Origin of the sequence: Streptomyces sp. NPDC059875 (genome assembly GCF_042731085.1) — a bacterium.
Classification (GTDB): Bacteria; Actinomycetota; Actinomycetes; order Streptomycetales; family Streptomycetaceae; genus Streptomyces.
Window position 1 is genome coordinate 115,293 of the sequence record NZ_JBHWJZ010000024.1, and the last position, 26,815, is coordinate 142,107.

At 68.9% G+C, this 26,815-nt stretch carries 22 protein-coding genes and 5 tRNA genes; 11 read left to right on the top strand and 16 right to left on the bottom strand.

From position 1 onward, the window contains the following. Positions 1-26: 26 nt before the first annotated feature. The gene (gene cofC / locus ACFV9D_RS26910; RefSeq protein WP_385151318.1) at positions 27-674 is read left to right on the top strand and encodes a 2-phospho-L-lactate guanylyltransferase; all 648 of its coding nucleotides are present in this window, start codon (positions 27-29) and stop codon (positions 672-674) included. Positions 675-684: 10 nt separating this feature from the next. After that, positions 685-894, top strand: a complete 210-nt coding sequence (locus ACFV9D_RS26915; protein WP_385151321.1) for a hypothetical protein — start codon at positions 685-687, stop codon at positions 892-894. 159 nt (positions 895-1,053) lie between these two features. Here ACFV9D_RS26915 and ACFV9D_RS26920 read toward each other — a convergent pair whose 3' ends face one another. From ACFV9D_RS26920 to leuC, 4 genes are all read right to left on the bottom strand, one after another. Further along, positions 1,054-1,716 (bottom strand): HU family DNA-binding protein, encoded by a 663-nt coding sequence (locus ACFV9D_RS26920; RefSeq protein WP_385151325.1) that lies wholly within the window; start codon positions 1,714-1,716, stop codon positions 1,054-1,056. A gap of 143 nt (positions 1,717-1,859) precedes the next feature. Next, complete coding sequence (locus ACFV9D_RS26925; RefSeq protein WP_260227783.1) at positions 1,860-2,087, bottom strand: hypothetical protein; 228 nt, start codon at positions 2,085-2,087, stop codon at positions 1,860-1,862. A 104-nt stretch (positions 2,088-2,191) separates the two neighbouring features. Beyond that, positions 2,192-2,785 carry a 3-isopropylmalate dehydratase small subunit gene (leuD, locus tag ACFV9D_RS26930; RefSeq protein ID WP_385151330.1) on the bottom strand — a complete coding sequence of 198 codons (594 nt, stop codon included), beginning with the start codon at positions 2,783-2,785 and terminating at the stop codon, positions 2,192-2,194. A 6-nt stretch (positions 2,786-2,791) separates the two neighbouring features. Next, positions 2,792-4,216, bottom strand: coding sequence for a 3-isopropylmalate dehydratase large subunit (gene leuC, locus ACFV9D_RS26935; protein ID WP_352190339.1), 1,425 nt, complete (start codon positions 4,214-4,216; stop codon positions 2,792-2,794). Between the two features lie 140 nt (positions 4,217-4,356). On the opposite strand from leuC, the gene ndgR reads away from it, so the two are divergent. Further along, entirely contained in the window at positions 4,357-5,073 is a 717-nt protein-coding gene (gene ndgR, locus ACFV9D_RS26940; protein ID WP_005311436.1) for an IclR family transcriptional regulator NdgR, read from the top strand. Between the two features lie 127 nt (positions 5,074-5,200). On the opposite strand, the gene ACFV9D_RS26945 is transcribed toward ndgR, so the two are convergent. The 12 genes from ACFV9D_RS26945 to ACFV9D_RS27000 all read right to left on the bottom strand — a co-directional run bounded on the left by ACFV9D_RS26945 (position 5,201) and on the right by ACFV9D_RS27000 (position 15,686). Next, positions 5,201-5,276, bottom strand: a tRNA-Glu gene (locus ACFV9D_RS26945). Between the two features lie 42 nt (positions 5,277-5,318). Next, positions 5,319-5,390 (bottom strand) — tRNA-Gln (locus ACFV9D_RS26950). 16 nt (positions 5,391-5,406) lie between these two features. Beyond that, positions 5,407-5,479, bottom strand: a tRNA-Glu gene (locus tag ACFV9D_RS26955). An 88-nt stretch (positions 5,480-5,567) separates the two neighbouring features. Next, a tRNA-Glu gene (locus ACFV9D_RS26960) sits at positions 5,568-5,640 on the bottom strand. 42 nt (positions 5,641-5,682) lie between these two features. Continuing rightward, a tRNA-Gln gene (locus tag ACFV9D_RS26965) sits at positions 5,683-5,754 on the bottom strand. A 93-nt stretch (positions 5,755-5,847) separates the two neighbouring features. After that, positions 5,848-6,570 carry an HAD family hydrolase gene (locus ACFV9D_RS26970; protein ID WP_385151334.1) on the bottom strand — a complete coding sequence of 241 codons (723 nt, stop codon included), beginning with the start codon at positions 6,568-6,570 and terminating at the stop codon, positions 5,848-5,850. Positions 6,571-6,588: 18 nt separating this feature from the next. Beyond that, positions 6,589-10,128: a DEAD/DEAH box helicase family protein gene (locus ACFV9D_RS26975; RefSeq protein WP_385151337.1), complete on the bottom strand. Its 3,540-nt coding sequence runs from the start codon at positions 10,126-10,128 to the stop codon at positions 6,589-6,591. Positions 10,129-10,303: 175 nt separating this feature from the next. Beyond that, on the bottom strand, positions 10,304-11,506 hold the full coding sequence (locus tag ACFV9D_RS26980) for a restriction endonuclease subunit S (protein ID WP_385151340.1): 1,203 nt from the start codon (positions 11,504-11,506) through the stop codon (positions 10,304-10,306). Beyond that, entirely contained in the window at positions 11,503-13,017 is a 1,515-nt protein-coding gene (locus ACFV9D_RS26985; protein WP_385151343.1) for an N-6 DNA methylase, read from the bottom strand. The genes ACFV9D_RS26980 and ACFV9D_RS26985 overlap by 4 nt, the downstream gene beginning before the upstream one ends. 138 nt (positions 13,018-13,155) lie before the next feature. Next, positions 13,156-14,631 (bottom strand): glutamate--tRNA ligase, encoded by a 1,476-nt coding sequence (gene gltX, locus ACFV9D_RS26990; protein ID WP_385151346.1) that lies wholly within the window; start codon positions 14,629-14,631, stop codon positions 13,156-13,158. Further along, complete coding sequence (locus ACFV9D_RS26995) at positions 14,624-15,418, bottom strand: fumarylacetoacetate hydrolase family protein (RefSeq protein WP_385151349.1); 795 nt, start codon at positions 15,416-15,418, stop codon at positions 14,624-14,626. Before ACFV9D_RS26995 ends, gltX begins: the two co-directional genes overlap by 8 nt. 79 nt (positions 15,419-15,497) lie before the next feature. Then, positions 15,498-15,686 carry a hypothetical protein gene (locus ACFV9D_RS27000; RefSeq protein ID WP_385151352.1) on the bottom strand — a complete coding sequence of 63 codons (189 nt, stop codon included), beginning with the start codon at positions 15,684-15,686 and terminating at the stop codon, positions 15,498-15,500. A 547-nt stretch (positions 15,687-16,233) separates the two neighbouring features. On the opposite strand from ACFV9D_RS27000, the gene ACFV9D_RS27005 reads away from it, so the two are divergent. The 8 genes from ACFV9D_RS27005 to ACFV9D_RS27040 all read left to right on the top strand — a co-directional run bounded on the left by ACFV9D_RS27005 (position 16,234) and on the right by ACFV9D_RS27040 (position 26,699). After that, positions 16,234-19,962 (top strand): nitrate- and nitrite sensing domain-containing protein, encoded by a 3,729-nt coding sequence (locus ACFV9D_RS27005; RefSeq protein WP_385151355.1) that lies wholly within the window; start codon positions 16,234-16,236, stop codon positions 19,960-19,962. A 9-nt stretch (positions 19,963-19,971) separates the two neighbouring features. Then, positions 19,972-20,385 carry a roadblock/LC7 domain-containing protein gene (locus tag ACFV9D_RS27010; RefSeq protein ID WP_030325548.1) on the top strand — a complete coding sequence of 138 codons (414 nt, stop codon included), beginning with the start codon at positions 19,972-19,974 and terminating at the stop codon, positions 20,383-20,385. A gap of 129 nt (positions 20,386-20,514) precedes the next feature. Further along, positions 20,515-20,922, top strand: coding sequence for a DUF742 domain-containing protein (locus ACFV9D_RS27015; RefSeq protein WP_385151358.1), 408 nt, complete (start codon positions 20,515-20,517; stop codon positions 20,920-20,922). Continuing rightward, positions 20,903-21,484, top strand: a complete 582-nt coding sequence (locus ACFV9D_RS27020) for an ATP/GTP-binding protein (protein WP_385151361.1) — start codon at positions 20,903-20,905, stop codon at positions 21,482-21,484. The genes ACFV9D_RS27015 and ACFV9D_RS27020 overlap by 20 nt, the downstream gene beginning before the upstream one ends. 338 nt (positions 21,485-21,822) lie before the next feature. Beyond that, complete coding sequence (locus tag ACFV9D_RS27025; RefSeq protein WP_385151364.1) at positions 21,823-25,074, top strand: nitrate- and nitrite sensing domain-containing protein; 3,252 nt, start codon at positions 21,823-21,825, stop codon at positions 25,072-25,074. Positions 25,075-25,081: 7 nt separating this feature from the next. Next, positions 25,082-25,495 carry a roadblock/LC7 domain-containing protein gene (locus tag ACFV9D_RS27030; protein WP_147980024.1) on the top strand — a complete coding sequence of 138 codons (414 nt, stop codon included), beginning with the start codon at positions 25,082-25,084 and terminating at the stop codon, positions 25,493-25,495. Between the two features lie 93 nt (positions 25,496-25,588). Then, positions 25,589-26,137, top strand: coding sequence for a DUF742 domain-containing protein (locus ACFV9D_RS27035; RefSeq protein ID WP_385151367.1), 549 nt, complete (start codon positions 25,589-25,591; stop codon positions 26,135-26,137). Further along, positions 26,118-26,699: an ATP/GTP-binding protein gene (locus tag ACFV9D_RS27040; RefSeq protein ID WP_050791473.1), complete on the top strand. Its 582-nt coding sequence runs from the start codon at positions 26,118-26,120 to the stop codon at positions 26,697-26,699. The genes ACFV9D_RS27035 and ACFV9D_RS27040 overlap by 20 nt, the downstream gene beginning before the upstream one ends. The last annotated feature ends 116 nt before the right edge of the window (positions 26,700-26,815 follow it).

The window sequence follows — 26,815 nt, forward strand, 5'->3', positions numbered from 1 at the left end:
AGGGTGTCGGGCCACAATGGGCCGCGATGAACACCGATCCGGACGAAGGCTGGTCCCTGGTCGTCCCCCTGAAGCCCCTTGTGCGGGCGAAGAGCAGGCTCGCCGAGGCCACCGGTGCTCTGCTGCGCCCCCGGTTCGCGCTGGCGTTCGCGCAGGACACGGTGGCCGCGGCCCTGGAATGCGGGCGGGTGCGGGATGTGGCGGTCGTCACGGACGATCCGGTGGCCGCGGAGGCGTTGGCGGCGCTCGGCGCGCGGATCGTGCCCGACTCCCCGGCCGCGGGACTCAACGCGGCGCTGGCGCACGGGGCGCGGACGGTACGGGAGTCCCGGCCGGGAGCTCGGGTCGCGGCGCTCAACGCGGACCTGCCGGCGCTGCGATCCCGGGAGCTTGCCCGGGTCCTCCGCGCTGCCGAGGAATTCCCCCGGACATTTCTCGCGGATGCGGCCGAAATCGGTACGACATTCCTCTCGGCGGGTCCGGGAGTGGAATTGGCACCTGCATTCGGGGGCGCTTCGCGCCGGCGGCATTTGTCTTCGGGGGCGGTGGAAATCCGGCTGACCGGGGTGGATTCCGTGCGCCGGGACGTGGACACCGGCGAGGATCTGGCGGCCGCTCTGGCGCTGGGTGTCGGCCCTCGGACGGCCGCCCACGGCTACCGCACGGCCGGATAGGCTGCGGCTCATGCAGGCGACCGCGTACACGTACGACCCCGAGACCCGCAGCGGCAGTGTGCTGCTCGACGACGGCACCCCGGTGGAGTTCGGGGCCGAGGCCTTCGACGCGGGCGGCCTGCTGCTGCTGCGTCCGGGACAGCGGGTGCGGATCGAGACGGAGGCCGGCGGCGAGGGCGGACCGCTGCGGATCACGCTGGTGACGCTGCAGACCCTCTGATCCGGCCGAACCGACGACCGGACCGACCGAATCGACCGAATCGACCGAAGATGTCGGCCCGGCTGGGCCGAAAGGGGCGTGAACGCGCCGCGGGCCGGGCTCCCCGAGGGGAGCCCGGCCCGGCGTGTGAGTGGCTGTTGACCCCTGCGCCGCTTACTCCTACTTCTTCGCGGCGGCCTTCTTGGCGGTGGTCTTGCGCGCCGTCGTCTTCTTGGCGGGCGCCTTCTTCGCCGTGGCCTTCTTCGCCGGCGCGGTCTTCTTGGCGACGGTCTTCTTGGCCGCGGCCGTCGTCTTCTTCGCCGGGGCGGCCTTCTTGGCCGCCGCGGTGGTCTTCTTGGCCGCCGTGGTGGCCTTCTTGGCGGGCGCCTTCTTCGCCGCGACCTTCTTCGCGGTGACCTTCTTCGCCGGCGCGGCCTTCTTGGCCGCCGCCTTCCGGGCGGTGGTGGCCTTCTTGGCCGCGGCCTTCTTCACGGTCGCGGCAGCGCCACCCGTGAGGCTGCCCTTGGGCGCCTTCTTGACGGAGACCTCGCCACCCTTGGGAAGCTTCTTCGAGCCGCTGACCAGGTCCTTGAAGCCCTGACCCGCACGGAAGCGCGGCACCGAGGTCTTCTTGACCCGCACGCGCTCACCCGTCTGCGGGTTGCGGGCGTACCGGGCCGGGCGGTCGACCTTCTCGAACGAGCCGAAGCCGGTGACCGAAACCCGGTCCCCGCCGACCACGGCACGCACGATCGCGTCCAGCACCGCGTCGACAGCGTCCGCGGCCTGCTGACGGCCGCCGAGCTTGTCGGCAATCGCTTCTACGAGCTGCGCCTTGTTCACGTCTTCCCCTTCGGAGACATTGCCAGAACGAAAGTGTTCAAGCTTTTTCGCACGTTAGGCATGTATATACCGCAAATCAAACACGAAACGGGCTAATCACCCTAGTGCCGCAACGCAGAAGTCCCGTTGCGGAGTTCCTGGTGTCAGTCGTCTTCAGGGAATCGGCCCTCATCGAGGTCCTTCATCAACCGGTCGAGACGCGTTGCCGCGTCCGCGAGATCGTGCTTCGCCGCTGCCGTGACGACCAGCAGCTTCCGGGACAGCGCCATCCTTACGCCCTCCGGGACTTGCAGTTCACGCACTCTTGTGTGCGCTTCCTTCAATCGGGCGGCGACTGCCTCGTAGAGCTCGAGTTGGCTGTCGCGTTCCATGCACCGATTGTGCCATCTAGGGCGAGTTGTCGCCCGACGGGGTCTCAACAAGCGACTGCGCCCCCCACCGGAGGGTGGGGGGCGCAGTCGTGGAAAAGCGCTGCTCAGACCGTAATTGTACGCGGTTTGAAGGCCGGCCTGCCGGCCTCGTAGGCGGCGATGTCGGCTTCGTTCTGAAGGGTGAGGCTGATGTCGTCCAGACCGTTCAGCAGACGCCAGCGGGCGTTCTCGTCGAGCTCGAAGTCGGCGTCGATCCCGGCCGCCAGCACCTTGCGGCGCTCCAAGTCAACGGTGATTTCGGCCGTCGGGTCGGCCTCCGTCAGCTCCCAGAGGGCGTCCACGGTCTTCTGGTCCAGGACGACGGTCAGCAGGCCGTTCTTCAGCGAGTTGCCGCGGAAGATGTCGGCGAACCGGGAGGAGATGACGGTCTTGAAGCCGTAGTTCTGCAGCGCCCAGACGGCGTGCTCACGGGAGGAGCCGGTGCCGAAGTCGGGGCCGGCCACCAGAACCGAGGCGCCCTGCCGCTCGGGGCGGTTGAGCACGAACTCGGCGTCCTTGCGCCAGGCCTCGAACAGGCCGTCCTCGAAGCCGTCGCGAGTGACCTTCTTCAGCCAGTGCGCGGGGATGATCTGGTCGGTGTCGACGTTGCTGCGGCGCAGCGGGACGGCCCGGCCGGTGTGCGTGGTGAAAGCTTCCATGGTTCCTCAGACCCCCGCGGGCGTAGCGACGTCGGACAGATCGGCCGGGGAGGCCAGGTGGCCCAGTACGGCGGTGGCGGCGGCGACCTGGGGCGAGACCAGGTGGGTCCGGCCGCCCTTGCCCTGCCGGCCCTCGAAGTTGCGGTTGGAGGTGGACGCGGAGCGCTCGCCGGGCGCCAGTTGGTCGGGGTTCATGCCCAGGCACATCGAGCAGCCCGCGTGCCGCCATTCGGCGCCGGACTCCTTGAAGACCTTGTCCAGGCCCTCCTCGACGGCCTGCAGGGCCACCCGGACCGAGCCGGGGACGACCAGCATCCGCACGCCGTCGGCGACCTTGCGGCCTTCCAGCAGGGCGGCGGCGTTGCGCAGGTCCTCGATGCGACCGTTGGTGCAGGAGCCTACGAAGACGGTGTCGACCTTGATGTCCCGCAGCGGCTGCCCGGCGGTCAACCCCATGTACTCCAGGGCCTTTTCGGCCGCCAGGCGCTCCGAAGCGTCTTCGTACGAAGCGGGGTCGGGGACGTTCGCCGAAAGCGGCGCACCCTGGCCGGGGTTGGTGCCCCAGGTGACGAACGGCGCCAGCGAGGCGGCGTCGATGACGACCTCGGCGTCGAAGACCGCGTCCTCGTCCGACTTCAGGGTCTTCCAGTACGCGACGGCGGCGTCCCAGTCCTCGCCCTCGGGGGCGTGGGCGCGACCCTTCAGGTACGCGAAGGTGGTCTCGTCGGGGGCGATCATGCCCGCGCGGGCGCCGGCCTCGATCGACATGTTGCAGATGGTCATCCGGGCCTCCATCGAGAGCTTCTCGATGGCGGAGCCGCGGTACTCCAGGATGTAGCCCTGGCCACCGCCGGTGCCGATCTTGGCGATGATCGCCAGGATCAGGTCCTTGGCGGTGACGTCCTCGGGCAGCTCGCCGTCGACCGTGATCGCCATGGTCTTGGGACGGGCCAGCGGCAGCGTCTGGGTCGCCAGGACGTGCTCGACCTGGCTGGTGCCGATGCCGAACGCCAGCGCGCCGAAGGCGCCGTGCGTGGAGGTGTGCGAGTCGCCGCAGACGACGGTGGTGCCGGGCTGGGTCAGTCCCAGCTGGGGGCCCACGACGTGGACGACACCCTGCTCGACGTCGCCCAGCGGGTGCAGCCGTACGCCGAACTCGGCACAGTTCTTGCGCAGGGTCTCCAACTGCGCGCGGGAGACCGGGTCGGCGATCGGCTTGTCGATGTCGAGGGTCGGGGTGTTGTGGTCCTCGGTGGCGATGGTGAGGTCGAGGCGCCGCACCTGCCGGCCGTTCTGGCGCAGGCCGTCGAACGCCTGGGGGCTGGTCACCTCGTGCAGCAGGTGCAGATCGATGAAGAGGAGGTCGGGCTCGCCCTCGGCGCGCCGGACGACGTGGTCGTCCCAGACCTTCTCCGCGAGTGTCCTACCCATCGCTTTCCCTCCGGCCGACGTGATCGCCGACACAACTAGAGACCCGTTTCGCGAGCCGTTGTGCGGCCGCCTCACCAGGGTCGCAAGATCCCAGGAAAATTGAACTTGCGTTTCACAGAGTGAGACGTGAATATCGTTGCATGGACAACTCTAGCGGCGTGGGCGTTCTCGACAAGGCAGCCCTTGTCCTGAGCGCCCTGGAGTCCGGTCCGGCCACCCTCGCAGGTCTGGTCGCGGCGACGGGACTCGCACGACCCACGGCACATCGCCTCGCCGTGGCACTGGAACACCACCGGATGGTGGCTCGCGACATGCAGGGCCGGTTCATCCTCGGACCGCGCCTGGCGGAGCTCGCCGCCGCGGCCGGTGAGGACCGCCTGCTCGCCACGGCGGGCCCGGTACTGACGCATCTGCGCGATGTCACCGGCGAGAGCGCCCAGCTCTACCGGCGTCAGGGCGACATGCGCATCTGCGTGGCGGCCGCCGAGCGGCTGTCCGGCCTTCGGGACACGGTCCCGGTCGGCTCCACGCTGACGATGAAGGCCGGCTCCTCGGCGCAGATCCTGATGGCCTGGGAGGAGCCCGAGCGGCTCCACCGCGGACTTCAGGGCGCCCGCTTCACGGCGACGGCCCTCTCGGGCGTACGGCGCCGCGGCTGGGCGCAGTCGATCGGTGAGCGGGAGCCGGGCGTTGCGTCCGTCTCCGCGCCCGTACGCGGCCCCTCGAACCGCGTGGTGGCCGCCGTGTCGGTCTCCGGGCCGATCGAGCGCCTGACGCGCCACCCGGGCCGTATGCACGCCCAGGCGGTCATCGACGCCGCCGCCCGCCTCTCCGAGGCCCTGCGTCGCAACGGCTGATCGTTTTCAGTTCTCTTCCCCGTTCGTCCCGGCCCACCGCTTCAACGCCGCAGCGGTGGGCCGGAGTTGTGTGCACGTGTCCCGAACAGCGAAGAAGCCCTCCCCCGAAGGGAAGGGCTTCTTCGTTTGGTACCCCCGACCGGATTCGAACCGGCGCTACCGCCTTGAGAGGGCGGCGTGCTAGGCCGCTACACAACGGGGGCCTTGCGGATGAGATCCGCGTACGTGCAGATGAGCTCTGCGAGCTGGCCTACCAGGACTCGAACCTAGAATGACGGTACCAGAAACCGTAGTGTTGCCAATTACACCATAGGCCATGGTGGTTTAGACCAGTACCCCCGACCGGATTCGAACCGGCGCTACCGCCTTGAGAGGGCGGCGTGCTAGGCCGCTACACAACGGGGGCCCTAGCGATCCCACCCGGCACCGGAGTGCCAGGTGATGTCACCGCATGAACACCGGGAGCGACCCTGGTGATCCGCAGGATGGATCTGTACCCCCGACCGGATTCGAACCGGCGCTACTGCCTTGAGAGGGCAGCGTGCTAGGCCGCTACACAACGGGGGCTTTGCGGATGAGATCCGCGTACGTGCAGATGAGCTCTGCGAGCTGGCCTACCAGGACTCGAACCTAGACTAACTGAACCAGAATCAGTCGTGCTGCCAATTACACCATAGGCCACCAAAACGCGATCCCCGCCGTGGGGGATCTTGTTCGGGTTGTGCTCCGTGGGCTTCGGCCTTTCGGCTTGCTCCCCTCGGCGCAGGAAGAACATTACCTGAAGGTGTCCGGCGCTCCAAAACGGGTATCGCCGCGCAGCACGCCGGGAAGCTGGTGGAGGTCGGTGATACGGGTCAGCTCGGGGCGCCCGCCGGCGCCGGCGCGGTCCAGCCAGATGCCCGTGAGCCCCGCCTCGACGGCCCCGCGAGCGTCGATGTCCGGCTGGTCGCCGACGTACGCGACCTCCCCGGGGGCCAGCGCCAGCGTGGCACAGGCGGCGTGGAAGGCCTCGGCGGCCGGCTTGGCGACCCCGAGCTCCGCGGCGCAGACAACGGCCTCGAAGCGGTCCCGTACACCGAGAACGCGCAGCTTGCGGTCCTGGTTGTGGATGCTGGAGTTCGACAGGACGGCGTGACGGTAGTCACCGGCCAGAACGTCGAGGACGGGCACGGCGTCGGGGAAGAGCTCCCAGGCCGCTTCGTAGTGCGCGATGTACCGCTCGAACCAGGCATCGGCCTCCACGGCGGCCAGCCCGGGCGCCGCGAGGAAGTCCCGCACCCGCTCGCGCCGCTGTTCCTGGAAGTCCACCCCACCGGCCTCGAAGCGCCGCCAGTGGACGGCGGTGAGCTCCTGCCAACGACGAAGGGCCTGCTCGACGGAGTCGAATCCGTCGACCAGACCCTCGGCCGTGAGGTGATCGCGCATACCGGTCAGGTCGGCACGTGAGTAGTCGAAGATCGTGTCGTCGATGTCCCACAGGACCGCGCGGATCGGCATGGCTCCGAATCTACTCCGTCATGCGGCGAGCTCCGTGTCCGGAATCGCACGGGCCCGCAGATCGCGGAAGACGATGTCCAGAGCGTCGATCTCCGTGTCGGAGAACTGGGTGTCGATGCGGCCCTTGCTGTTGAAGAGCGGGTTGCGGAAGAGGTCGCGGAGGTCCATGTAGCCGTTCGCCTCCACGTACCTGATCATGAGGCCCACGAGATCCATCTGCCGGGATGTGAGCTCGTGGTCGGCCATGAAGGCCGAGAAGGCCGCCTGGGCGGCCTGCTTGTCCAGCCCGCCCACGCGACGCAGGAAGAGACCGAGACCGCCGGCGGTCTCGGTCGTGTGAACGAGGTCTTCGGCGGAGGCGACCCCCTCGGCGAGGAAGACGTCTTCCAGGGCGCCCAGATCATCAGTGGTGATCTGCTCGTTCTCGCGGAGCTTGCGGACGGCCTCTTGCTCGCGATGAAGCTGGAGGTAGGCGCGGGCCTTCTGCCGGAACCTCTCCTCGTCGGTGCCGACGGGCAGGCCCTTGACCTCGATCTCGCTGAGTTCGCCGTGGTCCTCCGCTATGTCGGTGTAGACGATCCTGCGAGCGGCGGAGCCGTCGACCAGGAAGACCAGACCGCGCAGGCGGCGGCGCAGATGCTCCAGCATGGGCACGGTCACGTCCTGCCACCACGCTTCGTCGGCGACGGCTTCGAGGAGTACCGCCTGGTCACGGATGGCGGGGATGTTCGTCTTGCCGAGGAGGTCACGGGCGATCTCCTGGACACGACCCCGCAGTCGCGCGTATTCCCTCCCGCCTTCGAGAGCGGCGAGCTGAAGGCTGTACGCGGTGAGGTCGAAGCGCTTGGCCTCCTCGCCGTTGTCCTCGTCCTCGGGCCAGTAGTCCGAGGGCAGTCCCAGGACGTCCTCACCGAGGGCGGCGGCCGCGTCGTCGTCGATGCGGTGCCAGGCGGTGAAGGCACCGCCGTAGAACTCGACGTGCCGGCGGTGGCGGCGGACGAGGAAGTTGTCGAGGTTCATGCCGCGCACCGTGGCGTGCAGCCGGTGCGCGGTGGCCCAACGAAGCGCCGCCTCGGTATCGACGGTGTCCGGGCCGCGGTCATGGGCCGGATCGGGCGCCTGTCGACGGTCGAGGGCCCGGACCAGGTCGAGCTGGCGCCGGAGGAGCTTCTCGGTCAGGCTCGGCGCCTGCCGGGCCGACGCGCGATCCAGGTCCTGGTTGAAGAACTCGGCGTTGCCGCAGAGGTCGAAGACGTGGAAGCCGTCCTTGTCGCGGCCGGGCCCGTACACATCCGCACACAGCCGGGTGCCGCGGCCCAGCATCTGCCAGAACTTCGTACGCGAGTAGACCGGCTTGAAGAGCACGAGGTTCAGGACCTCGGGCACGTCGATGCCGGTGTCCAGCATGTCGACGGAGATCGCGATGTCGGGTGCCTTCGCCGGGTCGGAGAAGTCGTCGATCAGCTGCTGGGCGTACTTCTCCTGGTAGGTGACCACGCGGGCGTCCTTGCCGGCGCCCTTCGGGTAGTGGAGGTTGTAGCGCTCTTCGATGAACTCGGCGTGCTTGTTGTTCTTCGCGAAGATGATCGTCTTGCCTGTGCGGTCACCACCCTCGACGCGCAGACCGTGGGTCATCAGCACCTCGAGAGCCTTGTCGACGGTCGGGGCGTTGAAGAGGAAGCGGTTGACCTGGTCGGCGGTGACCTCGTCGGGGATGTCGCCGTCCTCGGTCCACTCCAGGTTGTCCCACGCCTCCTTCTGCTCGGGCGTGAGATCGGCGTACCTGAAACCGCGCTTGAGGGAGTCGAAGGGGACGTCGACGACGGTCGGCCGGACGAGGAATCCGTCGCGGGCCGCCTGGTCGAGACTGTACGAGTCGGTGGGAACACCGTCCTCCAGCTGGAACAGCTGGTACGTGTTGTGGTCGACATCGTCCTTGGGCGTGGCGGTGAGCCCGAGAAGCAGGGAGTCGAAGTACTCGAAGAGCTCCCCGTACTTGTCGTAGACCGAGCGATGGGCCTCGTCGATGACGACCAGGTCGAAGAAACCGGGCCCGAAGCGGCGACGGCCGTCTTCGGTGACCTCGTTGACCAGGTTCATCATCGTCGGGTACGTGGAGACGAACACACGGGCGTCGGTCTTCTTCTCGGTGAGGAGGTTGACCGTCGGAGTGTGCTCGAGGTGCTGCTTGAACGCCTTCACGGCCTGGTTCACCAGTGCCTGCCGATCGGCGAGGAAGAGGATGCGACGGGCCCAGCCGGCCTTCTGCAGGAGATCGGCGAGGGCGACGGTCGTGCGGGTCTTGCCTGTCCCCGTCGCCATGACGAGCAGCGCCCGGCGGCGCCCGTCGCGCTCGAAGGTCTCACCGACCCTCTGGATCGCTCCCAGCTGGTACGGGCGGCCTGCGATGTCCTGGTTGACGTTGGACGCCTTGAGGGCGCGCCGGCCGGCCCGCTGGCGTACCAGCCAGTGAAGTTCGTCCTTGGTCCGGAATCCCTGGACCTTGCGGGGCGGGTAGCCGTTGCCGTCGTCCCACAGGTAGGTCTCGTAGCCGTTGGTGTAGAAGATCACCGGCCGCTGGTTGTAGGTGGCTTCGAGAGCGTCCGCGTAGAGCTCGACCTGCTTCTGCCCGGCCCTCGCGTCGATACGGGTGCGCTTGGCCTCGACGACACCGAGAGGCTTGCCGTCGTCGCCCCACAGGACGTAGTCGACGTAGCCCTTGCCGGTCTTGCTGATCAGGCCCGGTTCGCCGATGACCTCGAATTCGCGGTCGCGGTCCTCGGTGAGATCCCAGCCGGCTTCCTTCAGAAGGAGGTCGATGAACAGGTCGCGCGTGGCGGCCTCGTCGTAGTCGTGCGTGTCCGGCCTGGCCTCGTTGGCGGCTCGGAGCTCGGCGATGCGCGCGCGGAGCTCGGCCACCTCCGATTCGAGCCGCTGACCCCTGGCACGCGCCCGGGCCAGTTCCTTGGCCTGGGCGTCCCAGCGGGCCTGGTCCTCCTCGGCCTGCTTCTTCAGATCCGCCTGGCGGCGGAGACGGATCTCGGCCGGGACGGGGCGCGGTATGCGCTGAGTGTCGAACCGCGTCCCCGGGGCGGGAAGTTGGGAGGGGTCGGCCGTGTACGTGCGCGCGAACCAGTACAGGACGTGAAACAGCTCGGCGGTCGTACGGACGGCGTCGTCGGCCGGGACGGGCGCCGCGCGGTGGACGGCGTTGTTGCCCTGGCGCCGGATGAGGTCCATCTTCGCGTTCACGGTCGGGCCGACCAGGTTGCGCAGGCCGGGCTCGTGCAGCATGGCGCTGAGGTCGTTCCGATACGGGGGCGTGAGCGCGCCGTCCTTCTCGTACATCCAGTGCACGGCCAGTTCGAGCGCGCGGCGAGCGTAGAAGCACGAGGTGCGGGGGTCGGCGTGGGCCAGGCGCTCGGCGCGTAGGGCCTCGTCGTAGAGAGCGGGCCACTCGGCGAGGAGGAAGTGGAAGTTGCTCTGCGGCCGACCGACGTTGCGGCCGGCGGTCGTGTCGCGGTCCTGTCCTTGGTCCTGCTGGTCTTCGCTGCCCATGTCGGCGCTGCGCCCCTCTCCCCCTGCGGTGCGCGACCCTTCGATGGCCGCGCACACGATGACGTGTGACGTGGTACGGAAGGACCCGGGCGCCGCGGTGCTCTCGTCGCGGGCGGCGCCCGGGTGGTGCTGCGTGGTGAATCCGGTGGTGCGTCGCGTGCCGGCCGGTCAGGGCCTACGCGGCAGCCGCGTGATCCCAGAGCGTTCCGGAGAAGGAGCGCGCCTCAAGGGACGTGAACAGCTCGTCGAGATGCGCGAGGTGGCTGCGATGACTGTGCTGTTGTCGCGTCACCTCTCGGTTGAGCTCCCGAAACCTCTCCTGCAGATCCATCGGCGGAACAGGGAACGGCATTCTCGAGAACCGCGCCGCCCCCAGGTGGGCCACACTTGACGTCTTGCTGCTGATTTTGGCGAACTCACCCGTACGGAAGTACCTCAGGAAGAGCGCCAGGGCATATTCCGGAAGGACGATGTCCCGCCTGGCCTGAAATCGCACGAGGGTGTTCTGGAAGCAGTAGTCCTCGTACTCGCCACGCCACATGGCCGGACGTCCGACCAGCTCTGTACTCTGCCCTTCGTTCAGCAGGATGTCGCCGGCCCTGAGCGCGTACTTCCTGAAATCGGATTCATCGAAATCCATGGAGAGCACGTCCCGGAAATCGATCCGGTCCTCGAAGACATTGGCTACGCGCAGATACGGCTTCGTGTGGGCGCCTGTCTGGTACTTGGGGGCGCGCTGCCGTCCCAACTGCACCACCCCGGCGTCGGCGACGGTGCCGCCGCCCCATCTGCCCGCCGTCATGGGGTCGCCGAACATGTCGAGGAAGGCGGACTGGGCGAGGTCGTCGAGGAGGGTGATGGCCTGGCGGCGCTTGGTTCGCAAGGCGTCGACCTGGTCCAGGACGGCAGCGATGCGCTGCTGCTCGGCGAGGGAGGGGAGCGGGACGGAAAGGGCCCTGAGGAACGCCTCCGGAACGCGGCGCTGACCGCCGCTGCCCGTCATGCGAAGCTCCCCCTCTTCGCGAATCCACTCCTGCCGCAGGAACCGAAGGAGATAGCGGGCGTCCACCGTGCTCTTCGGCCGAATCACGTGGAACTCGGTCGAGCCCGCACCCAACTCGTGCCGCAATTCCGCCTGCGCGATCTTTCCGTTCTGAAAGCAGGGCGTGATCTTCGCGACCAGGACATCGCCGTTGCGGAACGGCGTATATCCCCCACTGACCTCGGAGTAGACGCGGTCACTGCCACGGGACGTGCTTCCGCCTTCTGACACATCCGCCATTCCGAGGAATGACACGACGGTAGCCGGATCCACGCCGCGTCCATGCAGCGGATTGATCTCCGCCACCTCGGAAAGTGGCACAGAGTTCACCGTCACGACAACATCCCCTTCAGCTTCGCCGTGCCCTTGGCGATCTCCTCGTCGAGGAGCTCGAGGTCCGCCAGGATGTCCAGTGGAGGCCGGGTGACGATCTCCTCGTGGACGATTTCCTTGTAGCGGTTCAGGGACAGGTCGTAGCCCTGGGCGGCGATGTCCGACTTGGGGACCGTGAAGGACTGGGCCGTGCGGTCCCGACCCCGTTCGTCGCCCTCGCGGCGGTTCCAGCGGGCCAGGACGTCCGGGAGGTTGTTCTTGGCATGCTCCTCTGCCGTGAGGCCGGACGCGCGGACACCGAGGCGATCCTCCGCGAGCAACGGGACCCGCTTGTCGTCGAGGCTGAAGCCGTCCGCCTGGACGTCGTAGAACCAGACGGAGTCCGTACCGCCGGAGTCGGTCTTCGTGAAGAAGAGGATGGCGGTGGAGACCCCGGCATAGGGCTTGAAGACACCGGCCGGCAGCTTCACGACGGCATCGAGCTTCTGGTCCTCGACCAGCATGCGACGCAGTTGCTGGTGCGCCTTCCCCGAGCCGAAGAGCACACCGTCGGGGACGATGACGGCGGCACGTCCACCGGGCTTCAGGAGCTTGAGGAACAAGGCCAGGAAGAGGAGTTCCGTCTTCTTCGTCTTGACCGTCCTGAGGAGGTCCGACGAGGTCGTCTCGAAGTCCAGGCTGCCCTTGAAAGGGGGGTTCGCGAGGATCAGGGAGTAGCGGTCGGTCTCCTCGCCCGCGCTTTCGGAGAGCGAGTCCCGATAGCGGATGTCGGGGCTCTCCACCCCGTGCATCAGCATGTTCATCGAGCCGATGCGGAGCATCGTGGAGTCGAAGTCGAAGCCGTGGAACATGCTGTTGTTGAAGTGGTGCAGCTGGCGCTCGTCGAGCAGCTCGGACTCGTGCTCACGCTGGACGTACTCGGAGGCGCCGACGAGGAAGCCGGCCGTACCGCACGCCGGGTCGCAGATCTCGTCACGCGGCCCGGGCTCGGTCATCTCGACCATCAGCTGGATGATGTGCCGGGGCGTACGGAACTGACCGTTCTGCCCCGCCGCGGCGATCTTTCCGAGCATGTACTCGTAGAGGTCACCGTTGGTGTCCTTGTCCTGCATGGGGATGCCCTCCAGCAGGAGGACCACCTTGGACAGGAGGTTGGCGGTCGGGATCGTGAAGCGGGCGTCCTTCATGTGGTGCGAGTACGTGGAGCCCTCGCCGCCCAGCTTGCGCAGGTAGGGGAAGACCTCGTCGGCGACGGTCCGGAACATCTCCTCCGGGTCGTCGTCCTTGAGGTTCTTCCAGCGCAGGTTCTGCTGCTCGGAGTCGAAGAAGGGGTTCGTGTCGGGCTCGATGCCGCGCCGGGCCAGGCTGTCCTTGGTCGTCTGCAGCTCGTCGAGCCGCCGCATGAAGAGCAGGTAGGTGATCTGCTCCATCACTTCGAGGGGGTTGGAAATACCGCCCGACCAGAACGCGTCCCAGACGCGGTCCACCTTGCTCTTCAGCTCACCCGTAATCACGCTGCGAGCTTACTGCCCACCTCTGACACTCCAGGACGGATCGGTCGATGACGCCGTCCCGCTCGAGCTGTGGCGACGCACGGTGAAGGGCGGCGGCCACGATGGCCGCCGCCCCTCACCGGTGCGTGTCGGGTGTCCTTACGCCGCGAGCTTCGCCAGGGCCGCGTCGATGCGGGACAGGGTCTTGTCCTTGCCCAGGATCTCCAGGGACTCGAAGAGCGGGAGGCCGATCGTGCGGCCGGTGACCGCTACGCGGACCGGGGCCTGGGCCTTGCCGAGCTTCAGGCCGTGCTCCTCGCCGGCGGCCAGGACCGCGTTCTTGAGGGACTCGGGGTCGCTCCAGTCGGCGGCGTCCAGCTTGGCGCGGGCGGTGGTCAGGAGGGCCGCCGGCTCGCCCTTCATGGCCTTGTCCCACGAGGGCTGGTCGAAGACCGGCTCGGGCAGGAAGAGGAAGTCCACGTTGGCCGTGATGTCCGAGAGGACGGTCAGCCGGGTCTGGGCGTGCGGCGCGATGGCCTCCCAGGCGGCGCGGTCGAAGTCCTCGGGCGCCCAGTTGGCGTGCGGGGCCTGCAGCCAGGGCTCGCAGGCCGCGGCGAACGCCTTCACGTCCAGCATGCGGATGTGGTCGGCGTTGATCGACTCGGCCTTCTTGAGGTCGAAGCGCGCCGGGTTGGCGTTGACGTCGGCGATGTCGAACTTCTCGACCATCTGCTCGATGGTGAAGATGTCCTGGTCCGCCGAGAACGACCAGCCCAGGAGCGAGAGGTAGTTCAGCAGGCCCTCGGGGAGGAAGCCGCGCTCCCGGTAGAGGTTGAGGGAGGCCTGCGGGTCGCGCTTGGAGAGCTTCTTGTTGCCCTCGCCCATCACGTACGGCAGGTGGCCGAAGGCGGGGATCTCCTTGGCGACGCCCAGCTCGATCAGCGCCTTGTAGAGCGCGATCTGGCGCGGGGTGGAGGAGAGCAGGTCCTCGCCGCGCAGGACGTGGGTGATCTCCATCAGGGCGTCGTCGACCGGGTTGACCAGGGTGTACAGCGGGGCGCCGTTGGCGCGCACGATGCCGTAGTCCGGGACGTTGTCCGGGGTGAAGGTGAGCTCGCCGCGGACCAGGTCGGTGAAGGTGATCGGCTCGTCCGGCATCTTGAAGCGGACGATCGACTCGCGGCCCTCGGCGCGGTAGCGCTCGATGCGCTCGGCGCTCAGGTTGCGGCAGGTGCCGTCGTAACCCGAGGGCTTGCCGGCCAGGCGGGCCGCGTCACGACGGGCCTCCAGCTCCACGGCGGTGCAGAAGCAGTGGTACGCGTGGCCGGCGGCGAGCAGCTTCTCGGCGACGTCCTTGTAGATGTCCATCCGCTGGGACTGGCGGTAGGGGGCGTGCGGGCCCCCGACCTCGTCCGGGCCCTCGTCCCAGGTGAAGCCGAGCCAGCGCAGCGAGTCGAGCAGCTGCTGGTACGACTCCTCGGAGTCGCGCGCCGCGTCGGTGTCCTCGATGCGGAAGACGAACGTACCGCCGTGGTGCCGGGCGAAGGCCCAGTTGAAGAGGGCGGTACGGACCAGGCCCACGTGGGGGTTGCCGGTCGGGGAGGGACAGAAACGTACGCGGATCGCGTTAGCCACGCTTGATCACCTTGTTGGTGAGAGTGCCGATGCCTTCGATGGTGACGGCGACCTCGTCGCCGACGTTGAGGGGGCCGACCCCGGCGGGAGTGCCGGTGAGGATGACGTCGCCCGGGAGCAGCGTCATGGCCTCGGTGATGTGGACGACCAGGTCCTCGATGGAGCGGATCATGTCGCTGGTGCGACCGAGCTGGCGCTGTTCGCCGTTGACGGTGGCCTGGATGGTCAGGTCGCCGGCGGCCGCCAGGTCGAGGCCGGTCTCCACCCAGGGGCCGAGCGGGCAGCTGGTGTCGAAGCCCTTGGCCCGGGCCCACTGCTTCTCACGGCGCTGGGCGTCCCGGGCGGTGACGTCGTTGGCGCAGGTGTAGCCGAAGATGACGTCCTTGACGCGCTCGCGCGGGACCTCGCGGCACATGCGGCCGATGACCACGGCCAGTTCGGCCTCGTGGTGCAGCTCGTCGGAGAAGGAGGGGTACTCGATGGCGTCGCCGGGGCCGATCACCGAGGTGGTCGGCTTGAAGAAGGCGACGGGGACCTCCGGGACCTCATTGCCGAGTTCGGCGGCGTGCTCCGCGTAGTTGCGGCCGATGGCCACGACCTTGTTGGGGAGCACGGGCGGCAGGAGCCGTACCTTGCTGAGCGGAACCTTCGTGCCGCTCAGCTCGAAGTCGGTGTACGGGATGCCCTTGATGATGTCGAGGACCAGGCCGCCGGACTCGACGGTTCCCTCGCCCTCGACGGCGCCGAAGGCGACATTGCCGTCGATGGAGAATCTGGCGATGCGCACGAGTGCTGTCGCCCCTCACTTGGTACTTGCTGGAGTCTGACGCTCCAGGCTAACGCGGTGAGGGGCGGCTGCTGCCGTATTACTGTGCGGGCACCGCTGCCACCGGGGCGGTCATGAGGACCGTGCGGCGGGGGTTGGCCGTCTGCGTGGGGAGCTCGGCCGCGTGCTCCGGCTGCGCACCCCGGCCGAGCTGCTCGGCGTCCTCGAGGTGGGCGAGCGTGGTGCGGCGGGGGTTGGCCGTGGAGCGGAGCAGCATCGTCGTCTTCATGTTTTCGCGAGCCTCTACAGAACGGGGGGTCGTGTAAAGCGTCAGGCTAAACGTGCAATTCCCTTCGAATGCATGGGGAAGACAACGATCTAGGTGTGAGTTTGCTCACCACGGGACGGACAATCCAGGCATTGCGGAACGCATTCCAGGGGCACGGAAACGGACATTGCACCACTGAATGTTCCATTCCGCTCCTGATCATGGCGACTGGGACACTCGGCCCACGTAAGCCTTTGGGACTAATAAGTCCGATTCCTCCATGATCATCTTCTACGTGGGGTGACATCCTGTTCACGGGTTGTCATGCCACCCGATGCCCGACACGCGGCCCTTGTTGGAGATCCGGCACTGTGCTGGAATTCCACGCACCGCCGCGGGTTTCAAGACCGGCGCGCAGGGGGCGCAACGCAGCGCCGGGTGAGCGGCGGGGAAGGGGGAACTGCGCCGGTCATCGACGACCACCAAGGGGCGCATTCGCGTCCCGGAACGCCGACACCGTCCTCTCCGTTCACGCGGAAGGGCGCCTGGTCCAGAGGTTGCGACGCTAGTGCAGGGACGATTCAAGAGGGATGGCAGCAACGCTGCCGCGGAGCAGGAGCCTCGCGCCGGGACCGACCGCGGTTCCTCGGCCCAGCACGCCCAGAAGCCGGGCCAGGGTCCGGCGGGTGAGGGCGGCGACGGTTCCGCGCGCTCCGGCGCCACGACCTCTGCCACCGAGCCCACCTCCGCGGCCGTGAAGAAGCCCAAGGCCGAGAACGAGGTCGGGCCGCGAATAGCCCTGCGCAACTGGCGCATCTCGACCCGTCTGGTCGCCCTGCTGACCCTCCCCGTGGTCGCCGCCACCAGCCTCGGCGGCATCCGTATCAGCGAGTCGCTCCAGGACATGGAGCAGCTGGACCACCTCCAGCTGCTGACCAAGCTGACCGAAGAGGCCACCGACCTCGCCAAGGCCCTCCAGGCCGAGCGTGACCTGTCCGCCGGCCCCCTGGCCAACAGCAAGCCGGCCGCCGACTACCAGGTCTCCAACCCCCGCAAATCGACGGACCGCGCCCAGAAGGCGTTCATGGACGCCACGGCGGCCATCCCGGCCACCGAGGGCGACGAGGCGCTGCAGAGCATCCGCCAGAACGTCAGCCAGATCGCGTCCCAGGTCGTCCAGATCGGCGGCATCCGCCAGGAGGCGTACAAGAAGGGCGTCGCCCACTCGGTGACGGTCGAGGCGTACAGCCGCCTGATCCGCTCGCTGCTGAGCCTCTCCCAGGACATGGCGCAGGCGACCAGCAACCCCGAGATGATCAAGCGGACCCGGGCGCTCGCCGCCTTCTCGTCCGCCAAGGAGTACGCCTCCGTCCAGCAGGCGATCATCGCCTCCGCGCTCCCGTCGAGCGACAGCCAGGCCGGAAAGCTGGAGCAGGGCGACCGCCTCTACGGCTACGCGGCCCAGCAGGGCGAGAAGGTCGAGCTCAAGCAGTTCCAGACCATCTACGAGTCCGCCGGCGGCGACGCCGACTCGCTGACCAGCTCGCTGACGACCGGCAACCCGTCCATCGACGCCGCCGACAAGTACGCGGACCGGGTGCTGAGCAACGACTCCGGTATGGCCGGCCGCACCCCCCGCGGTCACCTCAACTTCACGGACGAGTACGGCACCAAGATCCAGGCCATGAACCGCATCGAGGCCGACCTGCTCGGCCAGATGAACACCAAGGCCCGCGAGCTGCGCGCGGAGTCGCAGCGCGAAGCGATCATCAACGGTGCGCTGATCCTCCTCGTCCTCGGCGTCTCGCTCGTCGGCGCCTTCGTCGTGGCCCGGTCCATGATCCGCTCGCTGCGCCGGCTCCAGGACACCGCGACCAAGGTCGCCCAGGACCGTCTGCCCGAGCTCGTCAAGCAGCTCTCCGAGTCCGACCCGCAGGACGTCGACACCTCCGTCGAGTCCGTCGGTGTGCACTCCCGGGACGAGATCGGCCAGGTGGCCGCGGCCTTCGACGACGTGCACCGCGAGGCGGTCCGCCTCGCCGCCGAGCAGGCCCTGCTGCGGGGCAACGTCAACGCGATGTTCACCAACCTCTCGCGCCGCTCCCAGGGCCTCATCCAGCGTCAGCTCTCGCTCATCTCCGAGCTGGAGTCCCGCGAGGCCGACCCGGACCAGCTGTCCTCGCTCTTCAAGCTCGACCACCTCGCCACCCGCATGCGGCGTAACGGTGAGAACCTCCTCGTCCTCGCCGGTGAAGAGCCCGGCCGTCGTTGGACCCGCCCGGTCCCGCTGGTCGACGTGCTCCGTGCCGCCGCCTCCGAGGTGGAGCAGTACGAGCGCATCGAACTGGCCGCCGTCCCGGCGACCGAGGTCGCCGGACGTGTGGTCAACGACCTCGTGCACCTCCTCGCCGAGCTGCTGGAGAACGCCACGTCCTTCTCCTCGCCGCAGACCAAGGTCCGCGTCACGGGTCACGCGCTGCCCGACGGCCGCGTCCTCGTCGAGATCCACGACACCGGCATCGGCCTCTCCCCCGAGGACCTCGCCGCGATCAACGAGCGGCTCGCCTCGCCGCCCACCGTGGACGTCTCCGTCTCCCGCCGCATGGGTCTGTTCGTGGTCGGCCGCCTGTCCCTGCGACACGGCATCCGGATCCAGCTGCGCCCGTCGGACTCCGGCGGCACCACCGCGCTCGTCATGCTCCCCGTCGACGTCGCCCACGGCGGCAAGAAGCCCGCGCCCAAGTCGGGTCAGGGTGGCCAGGGCGCGATGCCGCAGGCTCCCTCCGCTCCCGGTGGCCGCCTGACCGGTGGTCCGGGTGCGGCCGGTGGTCCCGGCGCAGCCGGCCGTCCGGGCCTCGGCGGTGCGCCGTCGGCGTCGGCCGGCCTGCTCGGTGCCGGTGCGGGTGCCGCCCGCGGTCAGGTCGGTGCGGGCAGCGGCCCGCGTGCCGCGCTGCCCGGCCGGGACGGCGCGCCGCGCCCGAACGGTCCGCAGGGCCAGGGTCAGGGGCAGAACCAGGCTCCGCAGCAGCCGCAGCCCCAGTCGCAGGGTCAGCAGACCTCGCAGATGCCGCAGGTCTCCCAGGAGCCGCAGCGTCCGGGCCTCGGTGCCGGTGGGTTCGGCGGTGCGCAGAGCGCCATTCCGTCCCGTACGGATGTCTGGGGCAACCAGGGCCAGGGCAACCAGCCGCAGCAGGGCCAGGGCAACCAGGGCCGGGCTCCCCAGCCGCAGCAGGGCCAGGGCAACCAGGCCCCGCAGGGCGGCCGTCAGGGCCAGAACGGCTTCCCCCGCGCCGAGCTGCCCGGGGGCAACCCGCAGCAGCAGCGTCCGCAGACCACCAGCTGGGGCAACGACCAGGCGCAGCCGGTCCGCCGCCCGCAGCAGGAGATGTCCCCGCTGGACGCGCCGCGCGGTCACGAGGAGCCGGAGACCACGGGCCAGTACGCCCGTCCCACGGCGCCTCAGGGCCCGGGCTCCACGGGCCAGTTCCCGCGCCCGGACTTCGGACAGCCGCAGCAGGCTCCTCAGGCGTACCAGCCGCAGGCCCCGCAGGACCCGGCGTCCACCGCGCAGTTCCCCCGCCCGGACTTCGGTCAGCCGCAGCAGCCCCAGCAGCCCCAGGCCCCGCAGGGGTACCGGCAGCAGACCCCGCAGCAGCCGGCTCCGCGCCAGCGCGGCGGCGGCGACTACGGTGCGCCCCGCCCGGCCGGCAACCTCCCGCAGCAGCCGCAGCAGCCCCAGCTGCAGCAGCCGCGCCAGCCCGAGGCCCTGCCTCCGGCGAGCGGTCCGAGCGACGCGCGTACCCCCCTGTACGACACGCTGGAGACCAACTGGTTCCACGGTCAGGCCCAGGGTCAGGGGCAGTCCCAGCAGGACAACGGACGGGGCGCGGTCGATCAGACGGCGCAGACCCCGGCCGTGCCTCAGCAGCCCGTGTCCCCTGCCCCGCGGCGCCCCGCCGCGCCGGGCGGCGGCGACGGCGGTCAGCAGTCGGGCGGACCCGCCTCCTGGCGGACCTCGCCCAACGACGAACTGGTCCGCCAGGCCGAGCGGGTCCGCAAGCCCGCCGCCGGCGGTGTCACCACCTCCGGGCTGCCGCGACGGGTCCCGAAGGCCAACCTCGTACCCGGGACCGCACAGGAGCAGGCCCACACGGCCGGCCCTCAGGTCTCGCGTGCACCCGATGACGTCCGCGGCCGGCTCACCAATCTGCGCCGCGGTATCCAACAGGGCCGCCAGGCGGGCAACTCGACCACGGGTAGCATCCACCTCGGCCCGACCCACCAGCAGGAGCGTTAGTTGAGCGCGATGAGCCAGGCGGCGCAGAATCTGAACTGGTTGATCACCAACTTCGTGGACAACACCCCCGGGGTGTCCCACACAGTGGTGGTCTCCGCCGACGGCCTGCTGCTGGCCATGTCGGAAGGATTCCCCCGCGACCGCGCCGACCAGCTGGCGGCGGTCGCGTCCGGACTTACCTCGCTGACCGCGGGCGCGTCCCGGATCTTCGAGGGCGGTCCTGTCGCCCAGACGGTCGTGGAGATGGAGCGCGGCTTCCTCTTCCTGATGTCCGTCTCCGACGGTTCCTCACTGGCCGTGCTCGCACACCCGGAGTGCGACATCGGCCTCGTGGGCTACGAGATGACGCTGCTGGTCGACCGGGCCGGCAGCGTCCTCACCCCGGATCTCCGTGCCGAGCTCCAGGGAAGCCTCCTGCACTAGACCGCACCGACAGGGTGGCACGCCCCTCCGCGCCACCCTGGGTTCACACACCGTCCGGCCGCCCCATCCGGCCCCCCACCGGCCCCATCAGACGGCAGTTGACTCCCTGCCGTCACGCCCGGAGGATTCATGACCCCGCCCCCCGCCTCTCACGATCCGTACGGCGCCTCACTCGATGAGTCGTACGGACATGAAGGCGACCAGCCGCTGGTGCGTCCGTACGCGATGACCGGCGGCCGGACCCGGCCGCGCTACCACCTCGCCATAGAGGCGCTGGTCAGCACCACGGCCGACCCGGCGCACCTCGCGACCCTGCTCCCCGAGCACCAGCGGATCTGCCACCTGTGCCGTGAGGTCAAGTCGGTGGCCGAGGTCTCGGCGCTGCTGTCGATGCCGCTCGGCGTCGCCCGGATCCTCGTCGCCGACCTGGCGGAGGCGGGCATGGTGGCGATCCACCAGCCGGGCAACGGAGAGGCCGGCGGCACGCCGGACGTGACTCTGCTCGAAAGGGTGCTCAGTGGACTTCGCAAGCTCTAGCGGCGGCGCGGCCCGTTCAACCACCAGCGCGAAGATCGTGGTGGCGGGTGGCTTCGGCGTGGGCAAGACCACGTTCGTCGGCGCAGTCTCGGAGATCAACCCGCTGCGTACCGAGGCCGTCATGACCTCGGCCTCGGCCGGTATCGACGATCTGACGCACACGGGCGACAAGACCACCACGACGGTGGCGATGGACTTCGGCCGTATCACCCTGGACCAGGACCTGATCCTGTACCTCTTCGGTACGCCCGGTCAGGACCGCTTCTGGTTCATGTGGGACGACCTGGTCCGCGGCGCGATCGGCGCCGTGGTGCTCGTGGACACGCGCCGGCTGGCCGACTGCTTCCCGGCCGTCGACTACTTCGAGAACAGCGGCCTGCCGTTCGTCATCGCGCTGAACGGCTTCGAGGGGCACCAGCCGTACTCCCCCGACGAGGTTCGCGAGGCTCTTCAGATCGGTCCCGGCACTCCGATCATCACCACCGACGCCCGTCACCGCGCGGACGCCAAGAGCGCTTTGATCACGCTCGTGGAGCATGCGCTGATGGCACGACTCAAGTAGGTGAACGCGTACGGAAGTTGTCGTACGCCTTCTGTGGGGCGGCCTGTGTCCTTCGACACGGCCCGCCCCCGTGTTCATAACGTTTCGAATGAGAATTAGTGCCCCACGGACACCCGACGCATCCGATCGGTACCGCTGCGCTCACATGAGCCTCGCCATTTGGCGGGGCTCGTTCTTTATGCCCGTTTTATCTCGGGCCTGGAGCGACGAAAATCGGTGCTCAGGGCTGTTTGGAAGGGACCGCCTTCACGTGCTGCAATTCATGAACTCCCGAGTAGTACGGCCCTGAAAGAAACACCGGCACGACGTAGGTGCCGCGCCGAGAGGTTGTTGGTCGAGTGAGGCGAAGCAAGGAAAGCTCCGCGGAGCAGCAGGCGCGAGGCAACTTCACGCCCCCGGCACGCATGGTGGCGTCGCCCGCTGAGCCGCCGGTGACGCCCCAGGCCGGCAACGGCAAGGGCAGCCAGAGCAAGCTGTCCCCGCGCAACTGGCGCGTACCGACCAGGCTGAACGCGATCCTCCTCATACCCGTGCTGGTCGGCCTCGTCATGGGCGGCTTCCAGGTGAAGGGCGCGATCGACACCTGGCAGGAGGCGCAGAACGCCGAGAAGACGGCGCGCATCGTGAGCGCCGCCTCGGTGTACAGCCAGGCGCTGCTCAACGAGCGTGACCTCACCGCCGCTCCCCTGCTGACGGCCAAGTCCGCCGCGGACCGCAAGAGCGACGAGGTGACGCGGGCGTACGCGGCCACCGACGCCGCCAAGGTCACGTTCGACGAGGCCACCAAGAACATGCCCGAGGGCGAGGGCCTGGAGCGCCGCCTGAAGCTGTTCAGGGACGAGGAGCCCAAGCTCGAGAAGCTCCGCCTGGGCGCGTACACCCGGGCTCTGGACCCGGTGAACACCCAGCTCGGGTACACCAGCGTCCAGCACTTCCTGATGGAGTTCTCCAACGAGCTCGGGCTCGGCACGGGGAACGTCACCGCCTACGGCCGGACGCTCTACGCGATCCAGCTCGCCAAGGCCGCCGAGTCGCTCCAGCGCTCGATCGGTACCCAGCTGCTCGTCCGGCCCAGCCAGAGCGACGAGATCTTCGCCCAGCAGTCCGTGGCCTTCAACTCGTACAACTACCTGGAGCAGATCGCCCTCGGCGAGTACAACTCCGGTGGTACCCAGGCCGACGTCGACCGCCTGAAGCAGGTCATGGGCGAGAAGGCCAAGGACGGCGAGGAGAAGATGAAGGCGGCGGGCCTCACGCTGCCCAAGGGCGCCGACGGCTCCGTCTTCACCGGTGTGGTCAAGGAGATCGGTTCGGCCAAGGACGCCGACGCGATCGCCGACCTGAAGCAGAAGGGCATCACGCCCGAGACCTGGATGGCCGTTGCCACCGGCAAGTTCGACGGCTACACGACGGTCGAGAAGGAGCTCGTCGACAAGGCCGTGACCGAGGCGGCGAACATCTCCTCGGACGCCAAGACCGACGCCTTCGTCATCGGTGGCATCGTCGTCGTCGCGCTCCTCGCCGCCTTCATCCTGGCCGGGATGATGGCCCGCCAGATGAGCCGCTCGATGCGCGAGCTGCGCACGGCCGCCTTCGCCATCGCCGAGCAGCGCCTGCCGATGCTCGTCGACCAGCTCTCCCGTACCGAGCCGGGCCGGGTCGACACCCGGGTCCAGCCGATCCCGATCGACTCCCAGGACGAGATCGGCGAGGTCGCCCGCGCCTTCGACCAGGTCCACCGCGAGGCCGTCCGGCTCGCCGCCGAGCAGGCCATGCTGCGGGGCAATGTCAACGCGATCTTCACCAACCTCTCGCGCCGCAACCAGTCGCTGATCGAGGGCCAGCTGACCCTCATCACCGACCTGGAGAACAACGAGGCCGACCCGGACCAGCTGGAGAACCTCTTCAAGCTGGACCACCTGGCCACCCGTATGCGCCGCAACGGCGAGAACCTCCTCGTCCTCGCCGGCGAGGAGCCCGGCCGCCGCTGGGACCAGCCGGTGCCGCTGGTCGACGTCATGCGCGCCGCCTCCTCCGAGGTGGAGCAGTACGAGCGCATCGAGCTGGCCGGTGTCCCGGAGGCCGAGATCCACGGCCAGGCCGTGACCGACCTCGTGCACCTGCTCGCCGAGCTCCTGGAGAACGCCACCACGTTCTCCTCCCCGCAGACCAAGGTCCGCGTCACCGCGACCCGGCTGCCCGACGGCCGCGTGATGGTCGAGATCCACGACAAGGGCATCGGCCTGACCGCCGAGGACTTCGCGGACATCAACCACAAGCTGGCCAACCCGCCGACCGTGGACGCCGCCGTCTCGCAGCGCATGGGCCTGTTCGTGGTCGGCCGGCTGGCCGATCGGCACGGCATCCGCGTCCAGCTCCGTCCCTCGGGCGAGCAGGCCGGTACGACCTCGCTGGTCATGCTGCCGGACGCGATCACCCACGGTGGTGGTGGCGAGCAGCTGCCGGAGAACGACTTCACGGTCTCGCAGATCATCCCGCAACAGCAGCAGCACGCCTTCGAGCCGGTGCAGCCGCAGATGCGGACCGCGGCCGAGCTCGGCTTCGACGACTCCCGCTACGAGCAGCCGGCGGACGACCGCCAGCTCGACCCGGTGAACCGTTCGCTGATGCGCGAGGAGCGCCGGGCGGCCCTGGAGTCTCAGGCGCAGGGCGGCGAGCGTCCGCTGTTCCGGGACGAGATGGACGCCGGGCAGGAGGCGTACGGCCGGCACGAGCAGGAGTACGCGCAGGGGCAGGAGTACGCGCCGCAGGGCCAGGAGTACGCACCGGAGCAGGAGTACGTCCAGGAGTACGCGTCCGACTACGGCTCGCAGGCCCCGCAAGCCGACGGCTACGCCTATCCGGAGCAGGGCTACGACGGCTACGTCCAGCCCTCCGGCGGCTACCCCGAGCAGGGCTATGCGGAATCGGCCTACCAGGGTCAGGACAACGGTCAGGCGCAGTACGACAACGCGTACGAGCCCCAGTCCCACCAGGGTGAGTGGCAGGATCAGGGCGCATACCAGGGCGGCTACGAGCAGCCGTACGGTGCGGATGCGGAATCTGCTCCCGGCGCTCCCGAACAGGCTCCCGAGCGCGTAGGCTTCGACCGTCCGGGTCCCACGCAGAACCCGACCCGGGACGCCGGCCACGCGATGACCGACGCCGGTCTGCCGCGCCGTGGCAGCACCGCCGCGCAGGGCTCGCAGCCCGCGCAGCAGGGCCTGCCGACGCGGACGGCCCAGCAGCCGGTCCAGCAGCCGGCGCCGGTGCAGCAGAACGAAGCCGACGGTTCCGACGAATGGCGCTCGACGAACGACGAGCGCTGGCAGCGGGCCGAGAAGCTCCGCGACCCGAAGGCGGGCGGGGTCACCTCCTCCGGTCTTCCGAAGCGGGTCCCGAAGGCCAATCTGGTCGAGGGCACGGCGGAGCAGACCCCGCAGGGCGGCCCCCAGGTCTCCCGCGCGCCTGAGGACGTGCGGGGCAGGTTGAGCAACCTGCGCCGCGGTGTCCAGCAGGGACGTACCGCGGGAACGGACACGAACGGATCGGGCCTCGGCCCGGGCAGTACCTACAACCAGGAGCGTTAGTGTGAGCATGAGCCAGGCGGCGCAGAATCTGAACTGGTTGATCACCAACTTCGTGGACAACACCCCCGGGGTGTCCCACACGGTGGTGGTCTCCGCCGACGGACTCCTGCTGGCGATGTCCGAGGGCTTCCCCCGGGACCGAGCCGACCAGCTGGCGGCCGTCGCCTCCGGACTGACCTCGCTGACCGCGGGCGCGTCCCGGATCTTCGAGGGCGGTGCGGTCAACCAGACCGTCGTGGAGATGGAGCGCGGCTTCCTCTTCATCATGTCGATCTCGGACGGCTCCTCGCTGGCCGTGCTCTCGCACCCGGAGGCCGACATCGGTCTCGTGGGCTACGAGATGGCTCTGCTCGTCGACCGCGCGGGCAGCGTTCTGACTCCTGACCTCCGGGCGGAGCTTCAGGGAAGTCTTCTCAACTAACAGACAGACAGTGCGTTTCACGCCACCGCACCGTAAGGTGCGGTGGCGCGGCTCCACAGGGACATGGACCGCGAGGCAGTCGGAGGAGGAGACGTGGGTACACCCCCGGGCGGACGCCCTTACAACGGTTTTGACGGATCGCAGCCGCACGGCGACACCACGCAGAACCGGTTCAACTTTCCCTCCGCGCCGAGCAGACAGGGCGCACCGCAGCCCTACCAGCAGCCTCAGGCCCAGCAGCCGGCGGCGCCGGTCGGTTCGCCGAGCGCCGCGCGCCGCGGTGCGGGCGGTTCCGGCGGGCACAACCCGCTGGTGCGTCCGTACGCGATGACCGGCGGCCGGACCCGGCCGCGTTACCAGCTCGCCATCGAGGCGCTGGTCAGTACGACGGCCGATCCGGCCCGGCTGCAGGGGCAGTTGCCCGAGCACCAGCGGATCTGCCGACTGTGCTTCGAGATCAAGTCGGTGGCCGAGATCTCGGCACTTCTCTCCATCCCCCTCGGCGTTGCCCGTATCCTCGTCGCCGACCTGGCGGAGGCCGGACTTGTCGCCATCCACCAGCCCGGCGGCGACGAGGCCGCCGGCGGTCAGCCAGACGTGACACTGCTCGAAAGGGTGCTCAGTGGACTTCGCAAGCTCTAGCGGCGGCGCGGCCCGTTCAACCACCAGCGCGAAGATCGTGGTGGCGGGTGGCTTCGGCGTGGGCAAGACCACGTTCGTCGGCGCCGTCTCGGAGATCAACCCGCTGCGTACCGAGGCCGTGATGACGTCTGCGTCCGCGGGCATCGACGACCTCACGCACACCGGCGACAAGACGACGACGACTGTCGCGATGGACTTCGGCCGTATCACCCTGGACCAGGACCTGATCCTGTACCTCTTCGGTACGCCCGGTCAGGACCGCTTCTGGTTCATGTGGGACGACCTGGTCCGCGGTGCCATCGGCGCCGTGGTCCTGGTCGACACGCGCCGTCTCGCCGACTGCTTCCCGGCCGTCGACTACTTCGAGAACAGCGGCCTGCCGTTCGTCATCGCGCTGAACGGGTTCGACGGCCACCAGCCGTACAACCCGGAGGAGGTCCGTGAGGCCCTCCAGATCGGCCCGGACACCCCGATCATCACCACGGACGCCCGCCACCGCGCGGACGCCAAGAGCGCGCTCATCACCCTGGTCGAGCACGCGCTCATGGCCCGCCTGCGGTAAGTGCCCGACGGGCTGCCGTACGAAGGGGCCCGCCGCACCGTTCTTTGGTGCGGCGGGCCCCTTTTTGGTGTGCGGGGCCGGGGTCCCCGGGCGGAGAACGCCGAAGGCCCCCGCTC

What these genes read in the sequence shown, in the direction of transcription:
- cofC (WP_385151318.1), top strand. Translation starts at nt 27, where the DNA reads ATGAACACCGATCCGGACGAAGGCTGGTCCCTGGTCGTCCCCCTGAAG.
- ACFV9D_RS26915 (WP_385151321.1), top strand. Translation starts at nt 685, where the DNA reads ATGCAGGCGACCGCGTACACGTACGACCCCGAGACCCGCAGCGGCAGT.
- ACFV9D_RS26925 (WP_260227783.1), bottom strand. Translation starts at nt 2,087, where the DNA reads ATGGAACGCGACAGCCAACTCGAGCTCTACGAGGCAGTCGCCGCCCGA.
- leuD (WP_385151330.1), bottom strand. Translation starts at nt 2,785, where the DNA reads ATGGAAGCTTTCACCACGCACACCGGCCGGGCCGTCCCGCTGCGCCGC.
- leuC (WP_352190339.1), bottom strand. Translation starts at nt 4,216, where the DNA reads ATGGGTAGGACACTCGCGGAGAAGGTCTGGGACGACCACGTCGTCCGG.
- ndgR (WP_005311436.1), top strand. Translation starts at nt 4,357, where the DNA reads ATGGACAACTCTAGCGGCGTGGGCGTTCTCGACAAGGCAGCCCTTGTC.
- ACFV9D_RS26970 (WP_385151334.1), bottom strand. Translation starts at nt 6,570, where the DNA reads ATGCCGATCCGCGCGGTCCTGTGGGACATCGACGACACGATCTTCGAC.
- ACFV9D_RS26975 (WP_385151337.1), bottom strand. Translation starts at nt 10,128, where the DNA reads ATGGGCAGCGAAGACCAGCAGGACCAAGGACAGGACCGCGACACGACC.
- ACFV9D_RS27000 (WP_385151352.1), bottom strand. Translation starts at nt 15,686, where the DNA reads ATGAAGACGACGATGCTGCTCCGCTCCACGGCCAACCCCCGCCGCACC.
- ACFV9D_RS27010 (WP_030325548.1), top strand. Translation starts at nt 19,972, where the DNA reads ATGAGCCAGGCGGCGCAGAATCTGAACTGGTTGATCACCAACTTCGTG.
- ACFV9D_RS27015 (WP_385151358.1), top strand. Translation starts at nt 20,515, where the DNA reads ATGACCCCGCCCCCCGCCTCTCACGATCCGTACGGCGCCTCACTCGAT.
- ACFV9D_RS27030 (WP_147980024.1), top strand. Translation starts at nt 25,082, where the DNA reads ATGAGCCAGGCGGCGCAGAATCTGAACTGGTTGATCACCAACTTCGTG.